At 65.9% G+C, this 17,914-nt stretch carries 15 protein-coding genes; 14 read left to right on the forward strand and 1 reads right to left on the reverse strand.

Going from position 1 to position 17,914, the window contains the following annotated elements:
* The first annotated feature begins 7 nt into the window (after window positions 1–7).
* Genes rsmH through ftsA form a run of 12 tightly spaced genes read left to right on the forward strand, consistent with a single transcriptional unit; the run spans window position 8 to window position 15,282 of the window.
* A complete protein-coding gene (gene rsmH / locus CAL22_RS03460) occupies window positions 8–1,081 on the forward strand; it encodes a 16S rRNA (cytosine(1402)-N(4))-methyltransferase RsmH (protein ID WP_094810361.1) in 1,074 nt (357 codons plus the stop codon).
* Complete coding sequence (gene ftsL / locus CAL22_RS03465; protein WP_094810363.1) at window positions 1,081–1,368, forward strand: cell division protein FtsL; 288 nt, start codon at window positions 1,081–1,083, stop codon at window positions 1,366–1,368. Before rsmH ends, ftsL begins: the two co-directional genes overlap by 1 nt.
* Window positions 1,365–3,098: a peptidoglycan D,D-transpeptidase FtsI family protein gene (locus CAL22_RS03470; protein WP_094810365.1), complete on the forward strand. Its 1,734-nt coding sequence runs from the start codon at window positions 1,365–1,367 to the stop codon at window positions 3,096–3,098. The genes ftsL and CAL22_RS03470 overlap by 4 nt, the downstream gene beginning before the upstream one ends.
* Window positions 3,095–5,917: a bifunctional UDP-N-acetylmuramoyl-L-alanyl-D-glutamate--2,6-diaminopimelate ligase MurE/UDP-N-acetylmuramoyl-tripeptide--D-alanyl-D-alanine ligase MurF gene (gene murF, locus CAL22_RS03475; protein ID WP_094810367.1), complete on the forward strand. Its 2,823-nt coding sequence runs from the start codon at window positions 3,095–3,097 to the stop codon at window positions 5,915–5,917. The genes CAL22_RS03470 and murF overlap by 4 nt, the downstream gene beginning before the upstream one ends.
* Entirely contained in the window at window positions 5,907–7,076 is a 1,170-nt protein-coding gene (mraY, locus tag CAL22_RS03480) for a phospho-N-acetylmuramoyl-pentapeptide-transferase (RefSeq protein WP_094810369.1), read from the forward strand. The genes murF and mraY overlap by 11 nt, the downstream gene beginning before the upstream one ends.
* Window positions 7,073–8,605 (forward strand): UDP-N-acetylmuramoyl-L-alanine--D-glutamate ligase, encoded by a 1,533-nt coding sequence (murD, locus tag CAL22_RS03485; RefSeq protein WP_094810371.1) that lies wholly within the window; start codon window positions 7,073–7,075, stop codon window positions 8,603–8,605. Before mraY ends, murD begins: the two co-directional genes overlap by 4 nt.
* Window positions 8,602–9,795, forward strand: coding sequence for a putative lipid II flippase FtsW (gene ftsW / locus CAL22_RS03490; protein ID WP_094810373.1), 1,194 nt, complete (start codon window positions 8,602–8,604; stop codon window positions 9,793–9,795). The genes murD and ftsW overlap by 4 nt, the downstream gene beginning before the upstream one ends.
* Complete coding sequence (gene murG / locus CAL22_RS03495; RefSeq protein WP_094810375.1) at window positions 9,792–10,865, forward strand: undecaprenyldiphospho-muramoylpentapeptide beta-N-acetylglucosaminyltransferase; 1,074 nt, start codon at window positions 9,792–9,794, stop codon at window positions 10,863–10,865. Before ftsW ends, murG begins: the two co-directional genes overlap by 4 nt.
* Window positions 10,862–12,268 (forward strand): UDP-N-acetylmuramate--L-alanine ligase, encoded by a 1,407-nt coding sequence (gene murC / locus CAL22_RS03500; RefSeq protein ID WP_094810377.1) that lies wholly within the window; start codon window positions 10,862–10,864, stop codon window positions 12,266–12,268. Before murG ends, murC begins: the two co-directional genes overlap by 4 nt.
* Window positions 12,265–13,218 (forward strand): D-alanine--D-alanine ligase, encoded by a 954-nt coding sequence (locus CAL22_RS03505; protein ID WP_094810379.1) that lies wholly within the window; start codon window positions 12,265–12,267, stop codon window positions 13,216–13,218. The genes murC and CAL22_RS03505 overlap by 4 nt, the downstream gene beginning before the upstream one ends.
* Window positions 13,219–13,226: 8 nt before the next feature.
* A complete protein-coding gene (locus tag CAL22_RS03510; RefSeq protein ID WP_094810381.1) occupies window positions 13,227–14,051 on the forward strand; it encodes a cell division protein FtsQ/DivIB in 825 nt (274 codons plus the stop codon).
* A 4-nt stretch (window positions 14,052–14,055) separates the two neighbouring features.
* Window positions 14,056–15,282, forward strand: a complete 1,227-nt coding sequence (gene ftsA / locus CAL22_RS03515; protein WP_094810383.1) for a cell division protein FtsA — start codon at window positions 14,056–14,058, stop codon at window positions 15,280–15,282.
* Here ftsA and CAL22_RS21095 read toward each other — a convergent pair whose 3' ends face one another.
* On the reverse strand, window positions 15,283–15,570 hold the full coding sequence (locus tag CAL22_RS21095) for a hypothetical protein (protein ID WP_167383516.1): 288 nt from the start codon (window positions 15,568–15,570) through the stop codon (window positions 15,283–15,285).
* On the opposite strand from CAL22_RS21095, the gene ftsZ reads away from it, so the two are divergent.
* Both ftsZ and lpxC read left to right on the forward strand, forming a co-directional pair.
* Window positions 15,478–16,665, forward strand: a complete 1,188-nt coding sequence (gene ftsZ, locus CAL22_RS03520; RefSeq protein WP_094810385.1) for a cell division protein FtsZ — start codon at window positions 15,478–15,480, stop codon at window positions 16,663–16,665. The two genes, CAL22_RS21095 and ftsZ, sit on opposite strands and share 93 nt — an antisense overlap.
* Window positions 16,666–16,904: 239 nt before the next feature.
* Window positions 16,905–17,828, forward strand: coding sequence for a UDP-3-O-acyl-N-acetylglucosamine deacetylase (lpxC, locus tag CAL22_RS03525; RefSeq protein ID WP_094810387.1), 924 nt, complete (start codon window positions 16,905–16,907; stop codon window positions 17,826–17,828).
* Window positions 17,829–17,914 lie beyond the last annotated feature (86 nt).

The following is a 17,914-nucleotide window of genomic DNA, read 5'->3' on the forward strand; positions in this document are numbered from 1 at the left end:
ACCGACTATGGAATTCGAGCACCGGCCCGTTCTGCTGGAGCCGACGGTGGATGCCTTGCTGCAAGCCGATTTCGGCGGCAGGGGCGCCTCTCGTACGCGCCCCCGGGACGAGGAGGCCGCGCAACGCCGGCAAGCAGGCGGCACTTTCGTCGACGGCACGTTCGGCCGCGGCGGGCACAGCCGCGAGTTGCTGCGCCGGCTCGGGCCGCAGGCTCGCCTGGTGGTGTTCGATAAAGATCCTCAAGCCATCGCGGTGGCTCAGGCCCTGGCCGCCGAGGATGGCCGGGTGCAAGTGGTGCATGGCGGCTTTGCCACCATGACCGAAGCGTTGGCGGCGCGCGGCATCGAGCAGATCGATGGCGTGATGCTGGATCTGGGTGTGTCCTCACCCCAGATCGATGATGCACAGCGGGGCTTCTCTTTCATGAGAGATGGTCCGCTGGATATGCGTATGGATACGAGCCGTGGCCCCACGGTTGCGGAATGGCTGGCGCAAGCCAGTGTGGAAGAGATGCGGGAGGTGATCGCAGATTATGGCGAAGAACGGTTTGCTTTTCAGGTTGCAAAGGCGATTGCTGCTCGCTGCGCAACACGGCCGCTGCGCACCACGCTCGAGCTTGCCGAGTGCGTCGCCAGCGCCGTCCGCACGCGCGAAAAGGGGCAGCATCCGGCCACACGCACCTTTCAGGCTCTACGGATTTACATCAATCGGGAGCTCGAAGAGCTCGCGCGCGCCCTCACGTCAGCTATAGAGCTGCTTGCCCCAGGGGGGAGGTTGGCGGTGATCAGTTTTCACTCGCTGGAAGACCGGATGGTCAAGCAGTGCATCGCGGCGGCGGCCAGGCCGGCTGCCGCGCATCCGCGCCTGCCTCTGCGAGAAAGCGAGTTGCCCCAACCCATTTTGCAATCGCTGGGCAAGGTCGTGGCCGATGAGGCCGAGGTGGCGGGCAATGCCCGCTCGCGCTCGGCCATTCTGCGTGCGGCCGAGCGTACCGAACAGCCTTTGCCCGCCGACGGCGCGGCTGGCTTCGCGCCGGTCGTTCCCGGCGCCGCACAACCGTCCAAGGGGAGGCGCCGCTGATGGGTCGCGCCAGCCTCGTCGTCGCTGCTTTGCTGATGCTCTCGGCCATCTCGCTGGTCACGAGCCGTTATCAGGCGCGCCAGCTCTATATAGAGTTGGGGCGCGGGCAGGCCGAGGCGCGCGATCTGGACACCAACTGGCGCAGGCTGCAACTTGAGCGGGCCGAACTGGCGCGCAACGCGCGGGTCGACCGCGCCGCGCGCGAAGAACTGAAGATGATTCCCATCGTGCCCGACCGCACCATTTATATGGTGCAGCCGGCGCCCATCGCCGGAGGCGCGCAATGAAACGCGTGCCGTTCTTCGACAATCCGGTGCTGCGCGGCCAACTGCCGATGTGGCGCGCGCGCCTGGTGTTGATCCTGCTGTTTGCCGGCCTGGCCGTGCTGGCCGGCCGCGCGCTGTTTCTGCAGGGGCTGACCAATGAGTTCCTGCAGCAGCAGGGCGAGCGGCGCTACGAACGGACACTGACCTTGTCGGCCACGCGCGGCAAGATTCTGGATCGCAACAATGTGGTGCTGGCGTCCAGCGTTCCGGCGCGGGCCATCTGGGCCATCCCGGAAGACGCCAAGGTCGCCACCGCCGATCAGATCAATACCCTGGGCAAGCTGCTGGACATTCCGCCGGCCGAGCTGCGCCGCCGCCTGTCGGACGAGGACCGCAACTTCGTCTACATCAAGCGTCAGGTACCCATGGACGTGGCCGAAAAGGTCAAGCAGATGGGGCTGCCCGGCATTCATCAGCAGCCCGAGTCACGCCGCTATTACCCGGAAGGCGAAGTCACGGCCCACATCGTGGGCTTCAATAACGTCGAGGACCAGGGTCAGGAAGGCGTGGAGCTGACATTCAATCAGCAGCTCTCGGGTCGGCCTGGCACGCGGCGCGTGATCAAGGATCGCCTCGGGCGCGTCATCGAGGACGTGCAAGCCGTCACTTTGCCGGTTGATGGCCGCGATCTGCGCCTGTCCATCGATACGCGTCTGCAATACCTGGTCTATAAAGAACTGCAGGCGGCGCTGGACAAGCATCAGGCCCGCGCGGGCACGGCCGTCGTTCTGGACGTGCATACCGGTGAGATCCTGGCGCTGGCCAATCTGCCGTCCTATGACCCCAACCGGCGTGAAAACTGGAAGGTCGCCACGCTGCGCAATCAGGCCATCACGGATACCTTCGAGCCGGGTTCCATCATGAAGCCCTTTACCGCCGCGCTGGCCCTGGACCTGGGGCGCATCTCGACCTCGACGACGTTCGATACGGGCAATGGGCGTTTCCAGTACCAGGGTTCGACCATCAGCGATGTCAGCCGCAATGGCGTGCTGGACGTCGCGGGCGTGTTGCGGCGCTCGAGCAATATCGGCATGACCATGATTTCGGAGAAGCTGCAGGCCCGCGAGATGTGGGATCGCTTCACCGAACTGGGCCTGGGGCAGGCGCCGCAATTGGGTTTCCCGGGCGCCGCGCCTGGCCGCTTGCGGCCGTGGGATCGCTGGCGCCTGATCGAGAAGGCGACGATGGCCTACGGATATGGCCTGTCGGTGTCGCTGTTGCAGGTGGCGCGCGCCTATACCGTGTTCGCGCGGGATGGCGACATGGTGTCGTTGACGCTGGTCAAGCGCGACAGCGACCCGACCAGTGTGAAGATCTATACGCCCAAAACCGCCGGCTTGATTCGCTCGATGCTCGAGGCCGCCGCCGGACCGGATGGGGCCAAGGCCGCCCAGGTGCAGGGCTACCGCGTGGCCGGCAAGAGCGGCACGGCGCGCAAGATCGTCGATGGCAAGTACAGCATGCAGCGCTATCGCAGCTCGTTCGTGGGGTTTGCGCCGGTCTCCAATCCCAAAGTCGTGGTCGCCGTGTCCATTGATGAGCCGCAAGTGGGCGGCTATTACGGCGGCGCCATCGCCGCGCCGGTGTTCTCCAGCATTGTGGGTGGCACGCTGCGTCTGATGGGCGTGCAGCCTGACGCGCCGTTCGAATCCACCATTGTCGCGGGTGTCGAAGGCGGGGGGGCGCGATGAGCGAGCGGCGCGCCGCCACCGGCGGCTTCCAGTCGGTACTGCAGGACTTGCGTGCACGCGTGACGGCCGATGCCGATCTGCGCCTGGACTCGCGCGATCTGCACGCGGGGGATGTCTTCCTAGCCTGCCCGGGCGTGCACGGCGATGGCCGGAGCTATATCGCGCAGGCGCTGGCCGCCGGCGCGGGTGCCGTGGCCTACGATACGGACGCCTTGAGCGTCGCGCTGCCGCAGGACGAGCGCCTGGTGGGCGTGGCCGGCTTGCGCGGCATGCTGGGCGAATTGGCCGATGCCTGGTATGGCCAACCTTCGGCCAACCTGAATGTCCTGGCCGTCACGGGCACCAATGGCAAGACGTCCTGCGTGCATTGGCTGGCCCAGGCGCTCACCCGCCTGGGTAAGCCCTGCGGCACGATAGGCACGTTGGGCGGTCTGCTGCCCGATGGGCGGTCGCTGGGCGGCAGCCTGACCACGCCCGATGTGGTCACCTTGCACCGCTGGCTGGCGGCCATGCGTGACGCCGGAGCCCAGGCCGTGGCGATGGAGGCTTCCTCCATCGGTCTGGAACAAGGCCGCATGGACAAGGTGCGGCTGGTGGTGGCGGGCTTTACCAATCTGACGCGCGACCATCTCGATTACCACGGCACCATGCAGCACTACGAGGCCGCCAAAGCCCTGCTGTTCGGCTGGCCTGATCTGCAGGCCGCGGTCATCAACGCGGACGATGCCGCGGGTCAGCGCCTGCTGGCGACGCTGCCGGCTGCGCTGGCCAGCGGGTATTCGATCGAATCCAGCCAGGCCGAGATTTACGCTTGCGATCTGCAGGCCACCGCGCACGGCCAGGTTTTCACCTTGAAGACGTCGCAGGGCGAGGCGCAGGTCGTCACCAGCCTGCTCGGCCGCCACAACGTGTCGAATCTCTTGCTCGTGGCGGGCATGTTGCTCAAACTGGGTTGGCCCGTCGCAGCGGTCACGCGCGAGATCGCCGCCGCCGCGCCCGTCGATGGTCGCCTGCAAACCGTGGCGCTGCCGCCGTTGAGCGTCCCGGCCTCGGGGCCCCTGGTGGTGGTCGACTACGCACACACCCCTGACGCGCTGGCGCGCGCGCTGGCCGCGCTGCGGCCGGTGGCGCAGGCGCGTGGCGGTGCCCTGGTCTGCCTGTTTGGCTGCGGCGGTGACCGTGATCCGGGCAAGCGTCCCGAGATGGGCCGCATCGCCGGCGAGCTGGCTGACCGCATCGTCGTCTCCAGCGACAACCCGCGCAGCGAATCCCCGCAAGCCATCATCGAACAGGTGCTGGCCGGGGTGAGCGCAGGGCGGCCGGTGTCGTCCCAGGTCGATCGCGCGCAGGCGATTCTGCAGACCATCTGGGCCAGCAAGCCCGAGGACGTCGTGCTGCTGGCGGGCAAGGGCCACGAGACTTATCAGGAAATCGCCGGGCGCAAAAACACCTTCGACGATCGCGAGTGGGCGCGCGCAGCCTTGTGGCTGCCCTATGTCAGCGGCGTGTCGACCGATACGCGCAGCATTGCCGCCAATCAGCTCTTCGTGGCCTTGGCGGGCGAGTCTTTCGACGGCCATCACTACCTGCCTCAGGCGCAGGCCGCCGGCGCCTGCGCCGCCGTGGTGGCGCATCGGGTCGCCGATACCGATTTGCCGCAATGGGTGCTGGGCGATACGCGCCAGGCGCTGGGGCGTCTGGCCACGGCCTGGCGGTCGCGTTTCGTTTTGCCGGCCGTTGCCGTGACCGGCAGCAACGGCAAGACCACCACCAAGGAAATGATTTCGGCCATTCTGGCCGACTGGCAGGGCGAGGATCATCGCCTGGCGACGGCGGGTAATTTCAATAACGACATCGGGCTGCCCCTGACGCTGTTGCGCCTGCGCGCCTCGCATCGCGCGGCCGTATTCGAGCTGGGGATGAATCATCCCGGCGAAATCGCGCTGCTGGCGCAGATGGCCCAGCCCTCGGTGGCGCTGGTCAACAACGCGCAGCGCGAGCATCAGGAATTCATGCACACGGTCGAAGCCGTGGCACGCGAGAACGGCGCGGTGATCTCCGCGTTGCCGGATGACGGGATTGCGGTCTATCCCGGCGATGACCGGTACACGGTGATCTGGGATGCCTTGGCGGGCGCGCGGCGTGTGCTGCGTTTCGGTCTGCAGCCGGGTCTCGATGTGTATGCGCAGGATGTGCGCGCCGATTTGATGGGCACCTTGTGTCGTGTAGTAACACCGGTCGGAGTGGCGGAGCTGTCTTTGCCCGTGCCGGGTGAGCACAATCTGCGCAACGCGTTGGCCGCGATCGCCTGCGCACTGGCTGCTGGCGCACCGTTGGCGAGCGCGATTCGCGCGCTGCAGGGCTTTGCCGCCGTCAAAGGCCGCATGCAACGCAAGGAAATGAGTGACGGAACGTTGCTCATCGATGACACCTACAATGCGAACCCCGATTCGGTACGCGCGGCCATCGAGGTCCTCGCGCAGTTGCCCGGCCCGCGCGCACTCGTGCTGGGCGATATGGGCGAAGTCGGAGACAACGGTCCCGCCATGCATCGTGAAGTCGGCGGGTACGCGCGCGATCACGGGATCGACGCATTGTTCACGCTAGGTGACGCCAGCCGAGCGGCCGCGGCCGAGTTCGGCGCGAAGGCGCGCGCCTGCGCATCGGTAGACGAAGTCGTTGCCGCATTGCGCGGCCTGCGTCCGGCCAGCGTATTGGTTAAAGGTTCGCGCTTTATGCGCATGGAGCAGGTAGTGACGGCTTTTTCTGTAAATGACAACCAGACGGCCCCCGGCCAAGGGGACAAGCATGCTGCTTGAGATTGCTCGTTGGTTGTCCGACGATGTGCGCGCGATCGGTGTGCTGGAGTACATCACCCTGCGCGCGGTGCTGGCCTGCGCGACCGCCTTGCTCATCGGGCTGGCGGCGGGGCCGCGTGTGATCCGCAAATTGACCGAAATGAAAATTGGCCAGGCCGTGCGCGCCTATGGCCCCCAGACGCATCTGGTCAAGACTGGCACGCCGACCATGGGCGGTGCGCTCATTCTGATCTCCATCGCGATCAGCACGCTGTTGTGGGCCGACTGGACCAACCGCTTTGTCTGGGTGGTGTTGCTGGTGACCTTCGGCTTTGGCTGGATCGGTTGGATGGATGATTACCGCAAGGTCGTGCATCGCGATCCGGAAGGCATGCCCGCCAGGCAGAAATTCTTCTGGCAGGCCACCATCGGCCTGGTGGCGGCGGTCTATCTCGCCTTCGCGGTGTCGGCACCGGCCAATACGGAACTGTGGCCGCTGTTCAAGGCCTGGGTCGTGAGCGGCTTCAGCATGCCCTTGCCCACGCGAGCCGACCTGATCGTGCCGTTCTTCAAATCCGTCAGTTATCCGCTGGGTGTGCTGGGGTTCGTGGCCCTGACCTGGTTTGTCATCGTTGGCACCAGCAACGCGGTCAACCTGACCGACGGCCTCGATGGCCTGGCCATCATGCCGACCGTCATGGTGGGCGGCGCGCTGGGCATTTTTGCCTATGTGGTCGGGCGGGTCGATTACTCCAAATACCTGCTGTTTCCCTATATACCGGGCGCCTCCGAACTGATGGTGCTATGCGCGGCCATCGGGGGCGCGGGGCTGGCCTTCCTGTGGTTCAACGCGTATCCGGCGCAGGTCTTCATGGGGGACGTCGGCGCGTTGGCGCTGGGCGGCGCCCTGGGGACGATCGCCGTGATCGTGCGCCAGGAGATCGTGCTCTTCATCATGGGCGGCGTGTTTGTCGTCGAGACCCTCTCGGTGATGCTGCAGGTGACCTGGTTCAAATACACCAAACGCCGATACGGGCAGGGCAGGCGCATCTTCAGGATGGCGCCACTCCATCACCATTTTGAAGTCGGCGGCTGGAAGGAAACCCAGGTCGTCGTGCGTTTCTGGATCATCAGCATGATGCTGGTGCTGATTGGCCTTTCGACCCTGAAGTTGCGATGAACACCGAAGAAACCTCCCGTGCCGACGCACCGCTTGTCCTGATCCTCGGATTGGGCGAGACGGGCGCGGCTGCCGCGCGCTGGTGCGCACGTGAAGGCGCCCGCCTTCGCGTGGCCGACACGCGCGCGCAGCCGGGAGGGCTGGATGCTTTGCGCGCCGCCTTGCGCGACGCGGATGTGCAGTACCACCTGGGATGCGCCGGGCAGTTTGATCCGGCCTTGCTCGATGGCGTGTCGCAACTCGTGCTCAGCCCCGGCCTGGCGCCCGGGCAGGAGCCCGCCGCCAGCTTGCTGACGGCCGCGGCGGCGCGCGGCATCGAGGTGGTGGGCGAGATCGAATTGTTTGCGCGGGCACTGGCCCGGCTGGCCGCTGCCCGCGAGTACCAGCCGCGCCTGTTGGCCGTGACCGGCACCAATGGCAAGACCACGGTGACGGCACTGACCCGGCAATTGATCGAGGCCAGCGGCCTGAGCGTGCGGGCGGCCGGCAATATCAGCCCGGCGGCCTTGACGTCACTCATGGATGCGCTGGATCAGGATCAGTTGCCCGACGTCTGGGTGCTGGAGCTCTCCAGTTTCCAGTTGGAAACCACGCACAGCCTGAGCGCCGACGCGGCCGTGGTGCTGAATGTCACCCAGGACCACCTGGACTGGCATGGCAGCATGCAAGCCTATGCGCAAGCCAAGGCGCGTCTGCTGACGATGGCACGCGTGGCCATCGTCAATCGCGACGATGCACTGACCACGTCGATGGTGGCCGACCTCAACGGCTTGAACGTACGCAGCTTCGGGCGTGACCTGCCGCCGCTGGTGGGCGATATGGGGCTGGAGTTGGGGCAGGGCGTGTCCTGGCTGGTCGCGTGCGAACCCAGCGACTTCGAAGACCAGGCCGCGCCGGTGCGCCGCAAGAAAGATGCCCCGCCGCCGCAGCGCAGTACGGGGCGCATGAGCCGGCTCATGCCGGTCGATGCCCTGCGCATTCGCGGCGTGCACAATGCGCTCAATGCGCTGGCGGCGCTGCAACTGGCCCGCGTGCTGGATCTGGGCTGGGGGCCGCTGTTGCGCGCGTTGCGCGAGTACGCCGGCGAGCCGCATCGCGCCGCCTTTGTGCGCAGTGTCGCCGGCGTGGACTACATCAATGACAGCAAGGGCACCAATGTCGGCGCCACGGTGGCGGCCCTGGAGGGCCTGGGCCAGAGCGTGGTCCTGATCGCCGGTGGGCAAGGCAAGGGCCAGGATTTCTCGCCGTTGTGCCCCGTGGTGGCACGCCATGCCCGCGCGGTGGTGCTGATAGGCACCGATGGCCCGGCCATCGGCGAAGTGCTGGCGGCCACCGGCGTGCAACGGGTCCATGCCCAGGATATGCGCGATGCCGTACGCCAGGCCGCCGAGCTGGCCCAGCCGGGCGATGCGGTGCTGTTGTCGCCGGCCTGCGCCAGCCTGGATATGTTCCGCAACTACCCGCACCGCGGTGAGGTCTTCGCGGAAGAGGTCGATGAGCTGGCCCGCGATCGGGGAGAGGTGCTATGAGCCTGTTTGCCGAGCTGACCGCCAGCGTCAATGCCGTGCGCCCGGGGCGGACGCGCATGCGCAACACCGATCTGCCGCTCATCGTCGCGGCAGCGACGCTGTTGCTGCTGGGCTTGCTCATGGTTTACTCGGCCTCCATCGGGCTGGCCGACGGGCCGCGATACGCCTCTTATGGCCGCTATTACTTCGTTATCCGCCACGGGCTGTTCATGGCCGCGGGTCTGGTGGCCGGTGCGCTGGTGCTGACCATGCCGATACGGGTCTGGCAGCGGCTGGCCGTGCCGCTGTTCATGGTGGCGCTCGTGCTGCTGGTGGCCGTGCTCATTCCCGGTATCGGCCGCGAGGTCAATGGCGCTCACCGCTGGATTCCGCTGGGGCCGTTGAATTTCCAGCCTTCCGAGCTGATGAAGCTGGCCGCGCTGCTCTACGCCGCCGATTACACCGTGCGCAAGCAGGAGCATATGCAGGCTTTCGCACGCGGCTTTCTGCCCATGGCCTGCGCCCTGGGTGGCGTGGGCATGCTGTTGCTGCTCGAGCCCGACCTGGGCGCCTTCATGGTGATCGTGGCCATCGCCATCGGCATCCTGTTCCTGGGCGGCATCAACGGTAAGTATTTCAGCAGCCTGCTGGCCGTGCTGGTGGGCACCTTCCTGATGCTGATCTGGCTGTCGCCCTGGCGCCGCGCGCGGCTGTTCGCCTACCTCGATCCCTGGAATCAGGAAAACGCCTATGGCAGCGCCTACCAGTTGTCGCATTCGCTGATCGCCTTGGGGCGTGGCGAATGGTTTGGCGTGGGTCTGGGCGCCAGCGTGGAAAAACTGCATTACCTGCCGGAAGCCCACACCGACTTTCTGATGGCGGTCGTGGGCGAGGAGCTGGGCTTTGCCGGCGTGATGCTGGTCATCGTGCTGTTCGGCATCATCGTGCAGCGCGGCTTTGACATCGGGCGGCAGGCCATCGCCATGGAGCGCACCTTCGCCGGCCTGGTGGCCCACGGCGTGGCCATGTGGTTTGGCGTGCAGGCCTTCATCAATATGGGCGTGTGCCTGGGCTTGCTGCCCACCAAGGGCCTGACCCTGCCGCTGATGAGCTATGGCGGTTCGGGCATCGTGATGAATCTCTGCGCGCTGGCCATGCTGCTGCGGGTCGATTATGAAAACCGGATGATGATGCGGGGAGGACGCGTATGAGCGCGCCCACCATTCTCATCATGGCCGGCGGCACGGGCGGGCACATCATGCCGGGCCTGGCCGTGGCCGACATCCTGCGTCAGCGTGGCTGGCAGGTGCGTTGGCTGGGCAATCCCGACAAAATGGAAGGCAAGCTCGTGCCGGCCCACGGTATCGCGCTGGCGGAACTGCGTTTTCAGGGGGTGCGTGGCCGCGGCGCCGCCGCCTTGCTGAAATTGCCGTTCTTGTTGACGCGCGCCGTGGCGCAGGCCTGGGGGCATGTGTCGGCCATCAAACCGGATGTCGTCCTGGGCATGGGCGGCTACGTCGCCTTTCCGGGCGGGGTGGTCGCGGCCCTGCGGCGCACGCCCATGGTGATCCACGAGCAGAACGCCGTGGCGGGCACGGCCAACCGTTGGTTGGCGCGCATGGCCCAGCGCGTGCTCACGGGCTTTCCCAATGTGTTGCCGGGCGCTGACAATGTCGGCAATCCGGTGCGCGAGCAAGTGTGCCATCTGCCCGCGCCCGCCTTGCGCTATGCCAGCCGCCAAGGGCCTTTGCGCATCCTGGTGGTAGGGGGGTCGCTGGGCGCGCAGGCGCTCAATACCGTGGTGCCGCAGGCGCTGGCCCGCCTTGCGCCGGCACAGCGGCCAGTGGTGGTGCATCAGGCGGGGGCCCAGCATGTGCAGGCATTGCAGGCGGCGTACGCGCAGGCTGGCGTGCAGGCGGAATGCCTGCCCTTCATCGAGGACATGGCGGGCGCCCTGGCCCATGCGGATCTGCTGATCTGCCGCGCCGGCGCCATGACGGTGGCCGAAGTCGCCGCGGCGGGCGTGGCGGCCTTGTTCGTGCCTTTTCCGCATGCCATCGACGATCACCAAACCGCCAACGCGCGCTATCTGAGCGATGCGCAGGCCGCCTGGCTGCAGCCGCAAAGCGCGCTGACGGCCGAATGGCTGGCCGACTGGCTGGCCCAGCGCAACCGTACCGAACTCCAAACCGTCGCCGAGCGGGCGCGCGCGCAAGCACGCCCGGATGCGGCGGAACACATCGCCGACGTCTGCATGGCGGCAGCGGGGCGTCAATCATGAAACATCGCATTCAACATATCCATTTCGTAGGCGTGGGCGGCTCGGGCATGAGCGGCATCGCCGAAGTGCTGCTCAATCTGGGCTACAAGGTCAGCGGCTCCGACCTGACCGAGTCGGCCGTCACGCGGCGGCTCGCGGATCTCGGCTTGCAGGTCGCCATCGGCCATGCGGCCGACAACGTCGCCGGCGCCGATGCCATCGTCACATCGACGGCTGTCGCGGGCGACAACCCCGAGGTCATCGCGGCTCGTGCCGCGCGGATACCGGTCGTGCCGCGCGCGGTCATGCTGGCCGAACTCATGCGCCTGAAGCGCGGCATCGCCGTGGCGGGAACCCATGGCAAGACGACCACGACCAGTCTGGTGGCCAGTGTGCTGGCCGCTGGGGATCTGGATCCGACGTTCGTGATCGGCGGGCGCTTGAACTCGGCCGGCGCCAACGCGCAGTTGGGCCAAGGCGAGTTCATCGTCGTCGAGGCTGATGAGTCGGATGCCTCGTTCCTGAATCTGCTGCCGGTGATGGCCATCATCACCAATATCGACGCCGATCACATGGACACCTATGGACACGATGTGGCGCGCCTCAAGAGTGCGTTCATCGAGTTCACGCAGCGTCTGCCTTTCTATGGCTCGGCCGTGCTGTGCGTCGACGACGCCAACGTGCGCGAAATCATGCCCTTCGTGTCGCGGCCCATCACGACTTACGGCCTGAGCCCGGAAGCGCAGGTGCGCGCCGAAAACGTGCGCGCCGACGGCACTCGCATGCGCTTCTCGGTAAGCCGCCGTCATCGCGATATCGAGTTGCCGACGCTGGAAGTCGAGCTCAACCTGCCGGGGCTGCACAATGTGCGCAACGCGCTGGCGGCCATCGCCGTGGCGTCGGAGCTGGGCGTGTCCGATCAGGCCATCTGCCAGGCATTGGCTGCCTTCAAGGGGGTCGGCCGCCGCTTCACGCAATGGGGCGATTATCCCGTGGCGGCCGAGCACGGCGGCGGCAAGTACACCGTGGTCGACGACTATGGGCATCATCCGGTCGAAATGGCCGCGACCTTGGCCGCGGCCCGCGGCGCGTGGCCGCAGCGCCGCATCGTGCTGGCCTTTCAGCCGCACCGCTACACCCGCACCCGTGATTGCTTCGAAGATTTCGTGCGGGTGCTCGGCACGGCCGACGCCGTGCTGCTGACCGAAGTCTATGCCGCGGGCGAGGCCCCGCTGGTGGCCGCCGACGGCCGGGCGCTGTCGCGCGCTTTGCGCGTGGCCGGCAAGGTCGAGCCGGTGTTTGTCGAAGATGTGGCCGAGCTGCCGCAGACCGTGCGCGGCTTCATGCGGGATGGCGACGTGCTCATCCTCATGGGCGCAGGCTCGATCAGCAAGGTGCCGTCCCAGCTGGGAGAGCAGGCATGACTCAGAAATTCGGAAAAGTTGGCGTGCTCTACGGCGGCCGGTCGGCCGAGCGCGAAGTCTCGCTGATGTCGGGCGCCGGCGTGCATGAAGCCTTGCGCAGCGCGGGCGTGGACGCCCATTTGTTTGATACCGGTCTGCAGGGGCTGGCCGAGTTGCAGGCCGCCGGTTTCGAGCGGGTGTTCATCGCGCTGCATGGCCGCTACGGTGAAGACGGCGCCATCCAGGGCGCGCTGGAACTCTTGAACATCCCCTATACGGGTAGCGGCGTGGCCGCTTCGGCCGTGGCCATGGACAAAATCATGACCAAGCGGATCTGGCTGCAGCACGGGCTGCCGACGCCGGCTTTCGAGGAGATCGACGCCGCGACGGACCTGCGCCAGGTGCCGGATCGCCTGGGCTTGCCGCTCATCCTGAAGCCGCCGCACGAAGGCTCGACGGTCGGGATCACCAAGGTCGCGGGCTATTCGGACATCAAGCAAGCCTATGCCTCGGCCTCGCATTTTGACGAAGTCGTGCTGGCCGAGCAGTTCGTGCGAGGCCGTGAGCTGACGGTGGCCGTGCTGGGCTCGGGCCGGGGCGCGCGCGCGCTGCCCGTCATCGAGATCGTCGCGCCCGATGGCAATTACGACTACCAGAACAAGTACTTCACGAACGACACCCAATACTTCTGCCCGGCCGATCTGCCCGAAGGCGTGGCCGCGGAGGTCGAGCGTATCGCCGTGCTGGCATACCGCGCCCTGGGTTGCGCAGGGTGGGGGCGCGCGGATTTCATTCTGGATGCGCAGCACCAGCCCTGGCTGCTGGAGATGAACACGTCTCCCGGCATGACCAGCCATTCCCTGGTCCCGATGGCTGCGCGGGCAGTCGGCATGAGTTATGCCGAGCTCTGCGTGGCCATCCTGGCCGAGGCTTCCTGCAAGCTGCACGCGCCTGCGCGCACTGACGAATAGGACACCCCGTGTGGAACGAGGCTCGCACCATCAACCTGATCGCCAACACGCTCGCCGTGCTGGCGGTCGCTGCCTTGCTGCTGGCCGGCGTGGCATGGGTGGCGCAACGGCCCTATTTCAACCTGTCCGCCGTGGAGCTGGAGCCCATGCCGGACAGCGAGTTGCATTACGTATCGCCCGGCTCGGTGCGCTCGGCCATCGCCGGCCGGTTCAAGGGCAATTTCTTTACCGTGGACCTGGACGAGGCGCGCGAGGTGTTCGAGTCGGTGCCCTGGGTGCGCCATGCCACCGTGCGCCGTATCTGGCCCAACATTCTGCGGGTGCGCGTCGAGGAGCAGCAGCCTCTGGCGCTCTGGAACGAGAACCAGATGATCAACACCTGGGGCGAGTCCTTCACCGCCAATACCGGCGAGCTGGAGGACGAGGATGCGCTGCCGCAGTTCGCCGGTCCGGACGGAACGGAGAGCCTGGTGGTGCAGCGCTATGCGGAACTGGCGCGCTGGTTCGCGCCGCTCGATCTGCACGTCAAAGAACTCGAACTCAGCCCGCGCTATGCCTGGAAAGCGGTGCTCTCCAACGGCATGACGCTGGATCTGGGCCGCGATCCCGGTGCCGATGCACCGGATCCGCACGGCCTGCCGGGTGCGCTGCCCTTTGCCGCGCGCATCCAACGCTTCGTGCAAGTCTGGCCCGGTGTGGCCAGCCATCTGGAGGGGCGCACCGTGACGGGCGCGGACCTGCGTTACCCCAACGGCTTCGCACTGGCGCTCGCGCCCTTGCCGCCGTCGGAAAGCAAATCACATTCCAAATCCAAACCTGCCAAGAAAAATTGACGCCATGACCCGTGACATCAAGGACCTAATCGTCGCCCTCGATATCGGCACCAGCAAGGTGATTGCGGTGGTGGCCGAAATCCTGCCCGAAGGCCGCTTCGAAGTACTCGGGCTGGGGCAGCACGAGTCGCGCGGCATGCGCAAGGGCGTTGTGGTCAATATCGAGACCACCGTCAACTCCATCCAGCGTGCGCTCGAAGAAGCCGAGCTCATGGCCGACTGCAAGATCCGTGATGTCTATACCGGCATCGCGGGTAGCCACATCCGCTCTTTCAATTCGAGCGGCATGGTCGCGGTCAAGGACAAGGAAGTCACCGCCACCGATGTGGCGCGCGTGATCGAAACGGCCAAGGCGGTGAACATCCCCACCGATCAGCAGGTGCTGCACGTGCTGACCCAGGAGTTCATCGTCGATGGGCAGGAAGACATCCGCGAGCCGATCGGCATGAGCGGCCTGCGCCTGGAAGTGCGGGTGCACATCGTCACCGGCGCGGTCAGCGCGGCGCAGAACATCGTCAAATGCGTGCGCCGCTGCGGCCTGGAAGTCCAGGATCTGATCCTGCAGCCGCTGGCCTCCAGCCTGGCTTGCCTGACGGCCGATGAGAAGGAACTCGGCGTGGTGCTGGTCGATATCGGCGGCGGGACGACCGACGTGGCGATCTTTACCGGCGGCGCCATCCGGCATACCGCGGTGATTCCGATCGCCGGCGATCAGATCACCAATGACATCGCCGCCATGCTGCGCACGCCGACGCCGGACGCCGAAGAGATCAAGCTGCGCTACGGCGTGGCCAAACAGGTGCTGGCCAGCCCCGACGAGACCGTCGAGGTGCCCGGTCTGGGCGACCGCGGTCCGCGGCAGGTCAAGCGCCAGGCGCTGGGCGCGGTCATCGAGCCGCGCGTCGAAGAACTGTTTTCGCTGGTGCAGCAGGTCGTGCGCGACTCCGGTTACGAGGATCTGCTGGCCTCCGGCGTGGTGCTGACCGGCGGCTCGGCGCAACTGCCCGGGATGATCGAACTGGCCGAGGATGTGTTCCTCAAGCCGGTGCGCGTGGCGGTACCCGAATACGAAGGCAGCCTGGCCGACGTGATGCGCAATCCGCGCTTCTCGACGGTCATGGGCTTGTTGCAGGAAGCGCGCATGCAGCGTGTGCGAGGCCGCAAGGTGGCCGCGCAGACGGGCAATTTCAAGGGCCTGCTGGCGCGCATGAAAGAGTGGTTTATGAATTGATCAGGGGTGGGTGCGGGCCCATCCCTCGTTGCCAGCCGTGCAGCCTGCGGCCGGTGACGGAAGAGGGAGCGTCTCAAATCCGTAGCGGATTGATAGCCAGTCGGCTGCGGAATTGAGGCGATAGAAAACAGGTTGTTGGGGATTTCGGCGTTTTGAAATCGGGCTTTTGGAAATCGGACTTGTGAGGGAGTCATCATGATCAACTTTGAGATGCTTGAGAACAACACCAAAGGGACCGTCATAAAGGTCGTTGGTGTTGGGGGCGCGGGCGGCAATGCCGTCGCGCATATGATTCGCAGCGGTGTGAGCGGCGTCGATTTCATTTGCGCCAACACGGACGCCCAGGCACTGGCGGCGACCAACGCACCGGTGCAGATCCGCCTGGGCCGTACCGGTCTGGGCGCGGGCGCCAAGCCCGAGCAAGGCCGTGCAGCCGCCGAAACGGCGCGTGAGGAAATCCGTTCGGCCCTCAATGGCGCGCATATGGTGTTCATCACCGCGGGCATGGGCGGCGGCACGGGCACGGGCGCAGGCCCGGTGGTGGCCGAGGTGGCCAAGGAGCTCGGCATCCTGACCGTCGGCGTGGTGACCAAGCCGTTCAGCTTCGAGGGCAACAAGCGCCTGAAGATGGCCGAAGAGGGCATCTCCGAACTGGGCAAGCATGTGCACTCGCTCATCGTGGTTCTGAACGAGAACCTCTATGAACTGATGGACGAAGAAGCCACGCAGGAAGACTGCTTCAAGTCGGCCGACGACATCCTGCACAACGCTTGCGCCGGCATCGCCGAGATCATCAATGTCGAAGGCAATGTCAACGTCGACTTCGAAGACGTCAAGACCATCATGGGCGAGCAGGGCCAGGCCATGATGGGCACGGCCACGGCCAGCGGCGCCGACCGCGCCCGCGTGGCGGCCGAGAAGGCGATTGCTTGCCCGCTGCTCGAAGGCGTGGACCTCAACGGCGCTCGCGGCGTGCTGGTCAACATCACCTCCAGCCGTTCGCTGAAGATGCGCGAAACGCGCGAGATCATGGAAACCATCCGCAGCTACGCTTCGGAAGATGCCACCGTGATCTTCGGTACCGCCTACGACGAAACCATGGGCGAGAACCTGCGCGTGACCGTCGTGGCGACCGGCCTGGGCCGTGCCGCTGCCGCGCGTCCGCAACTGGTGCAGACCGTCACCGAGGAACTGCGTACCGGTACCGACAACATGCCCGCAGGCGGCATGCTGGCTGGCCAGAGCGGCGATTACCGCGGTCTGGACATGCCGTCGGTGATGCGCAATCCGCGCACCCAGGCTTCGGCCCAGGTGCGTGCGCTGGAAAGCTCGGGCATGGATCACTTCGACATCCCGGCCTTCCTGCGCAAGCAGGCTGACTGAACGTAGCCGCGCCTGGCCCGCGACAGGCGCAGCACTCCCTCAACGCTCGTCTGCTCCTTCCCCAGGGCAGACGAGCGCAGGAGCGTTGCCGGCCCGATTTTGGGGTCGGATGCGTAGCGTATATTGTTTCATTTGCATGGCATGGCGAAGTCCCCGGGGTTACAATGCAACCAACAAACTGACGGCATTCTCATTGTTCGGGAGTCCGCCGAGGTTGGCAGGTCATAAAAGCACCAATTATGTTTCGACAGCGCACCATACAAAATCTCGTCCGCACGACTGGCGTCGGCGTCCATTCCGGACGGCGGGTCGAGTTGACCCTGCGCCCTGCGCAACCCAATACTGGCATCGTGTTCCACCGTGTCGATCTGCCCGAGGTGGTGGATCTCCCGGCCGAAGCGACCGGGGTGGGCGATACCCGCATGGCCTCCGTGCTGCAGCAGGGCAATGTGCGCGTCTCGACGGTCGAGCACTTGATGTCCGCGCTGGCTGGCCTGGGCATCGACAATCTGCATGTCGACCTGACGGCCGAAGAAGTGCCGATCATGGACGGCAGTGCCGCCACGTTTGTGTATTTGCTGCGCTCGGCAGGCATCGTCGAGCAGAACGCACCCAAGCATTTCATTCGCGTGCTCAAGCCCATTGAAGTGCGCGAGGGTGAGGGGCGCAACGAAAAATGGGCCCGGCTGGAGCCGCACGAAGGTTTCGCGCTGGCGTTTTCCATCGATTTCCGTCATCCGGCCATCGATTCCACCGCCAATTTCGCGGAGATCGATTTCGCGACCCACTCCTACGTGCGTGAAATCGCCCGCGCCCGCACTTTCGGTTTCGTCAACGAGGTCGAAGCGCTGCGTTCCATGGGTCTGGCCCGCGGCGGCAGCCTGGACAACGCCATCGTGATGGACGAGTTCCGCGTGCTCAACAGCGATGGCCTGCGCTATGACGACGAGTTCGTCAAACACAAGATTCTCGACGCCATCGGCGACCTGTATCTCTTGGGCAAGCCGCTGGTGGCGCGCTACGTGGCGCAAAAATCCGGGCATGCCCTCAATAACCAGTTGGCGCGCGCCTTGCTCGAGCAGCAAGACGCCTGGGAACTGGTCACCTACGAATCCCAGGCCGCGGCCCCTCAGGCTTTCCGTCACGAATGGAAGCTGGCCTGAAGCCTGCGGTTGCTGCTGCCTGAGCCTTGGATGGCTCGCGATGAGGGGCCTGTGCAGGGCCCCTCGTTTTGTCTAACGATGGGTCC

This window comes from Bordetella genomosp. 12 (genome assembly GCF_002261355.1).
Taxonomy (GTDB): Bacteria; Pseudomonadota; Gammaproteobacteria; order Burkholderiales; family Burkholderiaceae_B; genus Bordetella.

Excerpts from the sequence above, each read along its gene's own strand:
- rsmH (WP_094810361.1), top strand. The coding sequence starts at position 8 with ATGGAATTCGAGCACCGGCCCGTTCTGCTGGAGCCGACGGTGGATGCC.
- ftsL (WP_094810363.1), top strand. The coding sequence starts at position 1,081 with ATGGGTCGCGCCAGCCTCGTCGTCGCTGCTTTGCTGATGCTCTCGGCC.
- CAL22_RS03470 (WP_094810365.1), top strand. The coding sequence starts at position 1,365 with ATGAAACGCGTGCCGTTCTTCGACAATCCGGTGCTGCGCGGCCAACTG.
- murF (WP_094810367.1), top strand. The coding sequence starts at position 3,095 with ATGAGCGAGCGGCGCGCCGCCACCGGCGGCTTCCAGTCGGTACTGCAG.
- mraY (WP_094810369.1), top strand. The coding sequence starts at position 5,907 with ATGCTGCTTGAGATTGCTCGTTGGTTGTCCGACGATGTGCGCGCGATC.
- murD (WP_094810371.1), top strand. The coding sequence starts at position 7,073 with ATGAACACCGAAGAAACCTCCCGTGCCGACGCACCGCTTGTCCTGATC.
- ftsW (WP_094810373.1), top strand. The coding sequence starts at position 8,602 with ATGAGCCTGTTTGCCGAGCTGACCGCCAGCGTCAATGCCGTGCGCCCG.
- murG (WP_094810375.1), top strand. The coding sequence starts at position 9,792 with ATGAGCGCGCCCACCATTCTCATCATGGCCGGCGGCACGGGCGGGCAC.
- murC (WP_094810377.1), top strand. The coding sequence starts at position 10,862 with ATGAAACATCGCATTCAACATATCCATTTCGTAGGCGTGGGCGGCTCG.
- CAL22_RS03505 (WP_094810379.1), top strand. The coding sequence starts at position 12,265 with ATGACTCAGAAATTCGGAAAAGTTGGCGTGCTCTACGGCGGCCGGTCG.
- ftsA (WP_094810383.1), top strand. The coding sequence starts at position 14,056 with ATGACCCGTGACATCAAGGACCTAATCGTCGCCCTCGATATCGGCACC.
- ftsZ (WP_094810385.1), top strand. The coding sequence starts at position 15,478 with ATGATCAACTTTGAGATGCTTGAGAACAACACCAAAGGGACCGTCATA.
- CAL22_RS21095 (WP_167383516.1), bottom strand. The coding sequence starts at position 15,570 with ATGCGCGACGGCATTGCCGCCCGCGCCCCCAACACCAACGACCTTTAT.
- lpxC (WP_094810387.1), top strand. The coding sequence starts at position 16,905 with ATGTTTCGACAGCGCACCATACAAAATCTCGTCCGCACGACTGGCGTC.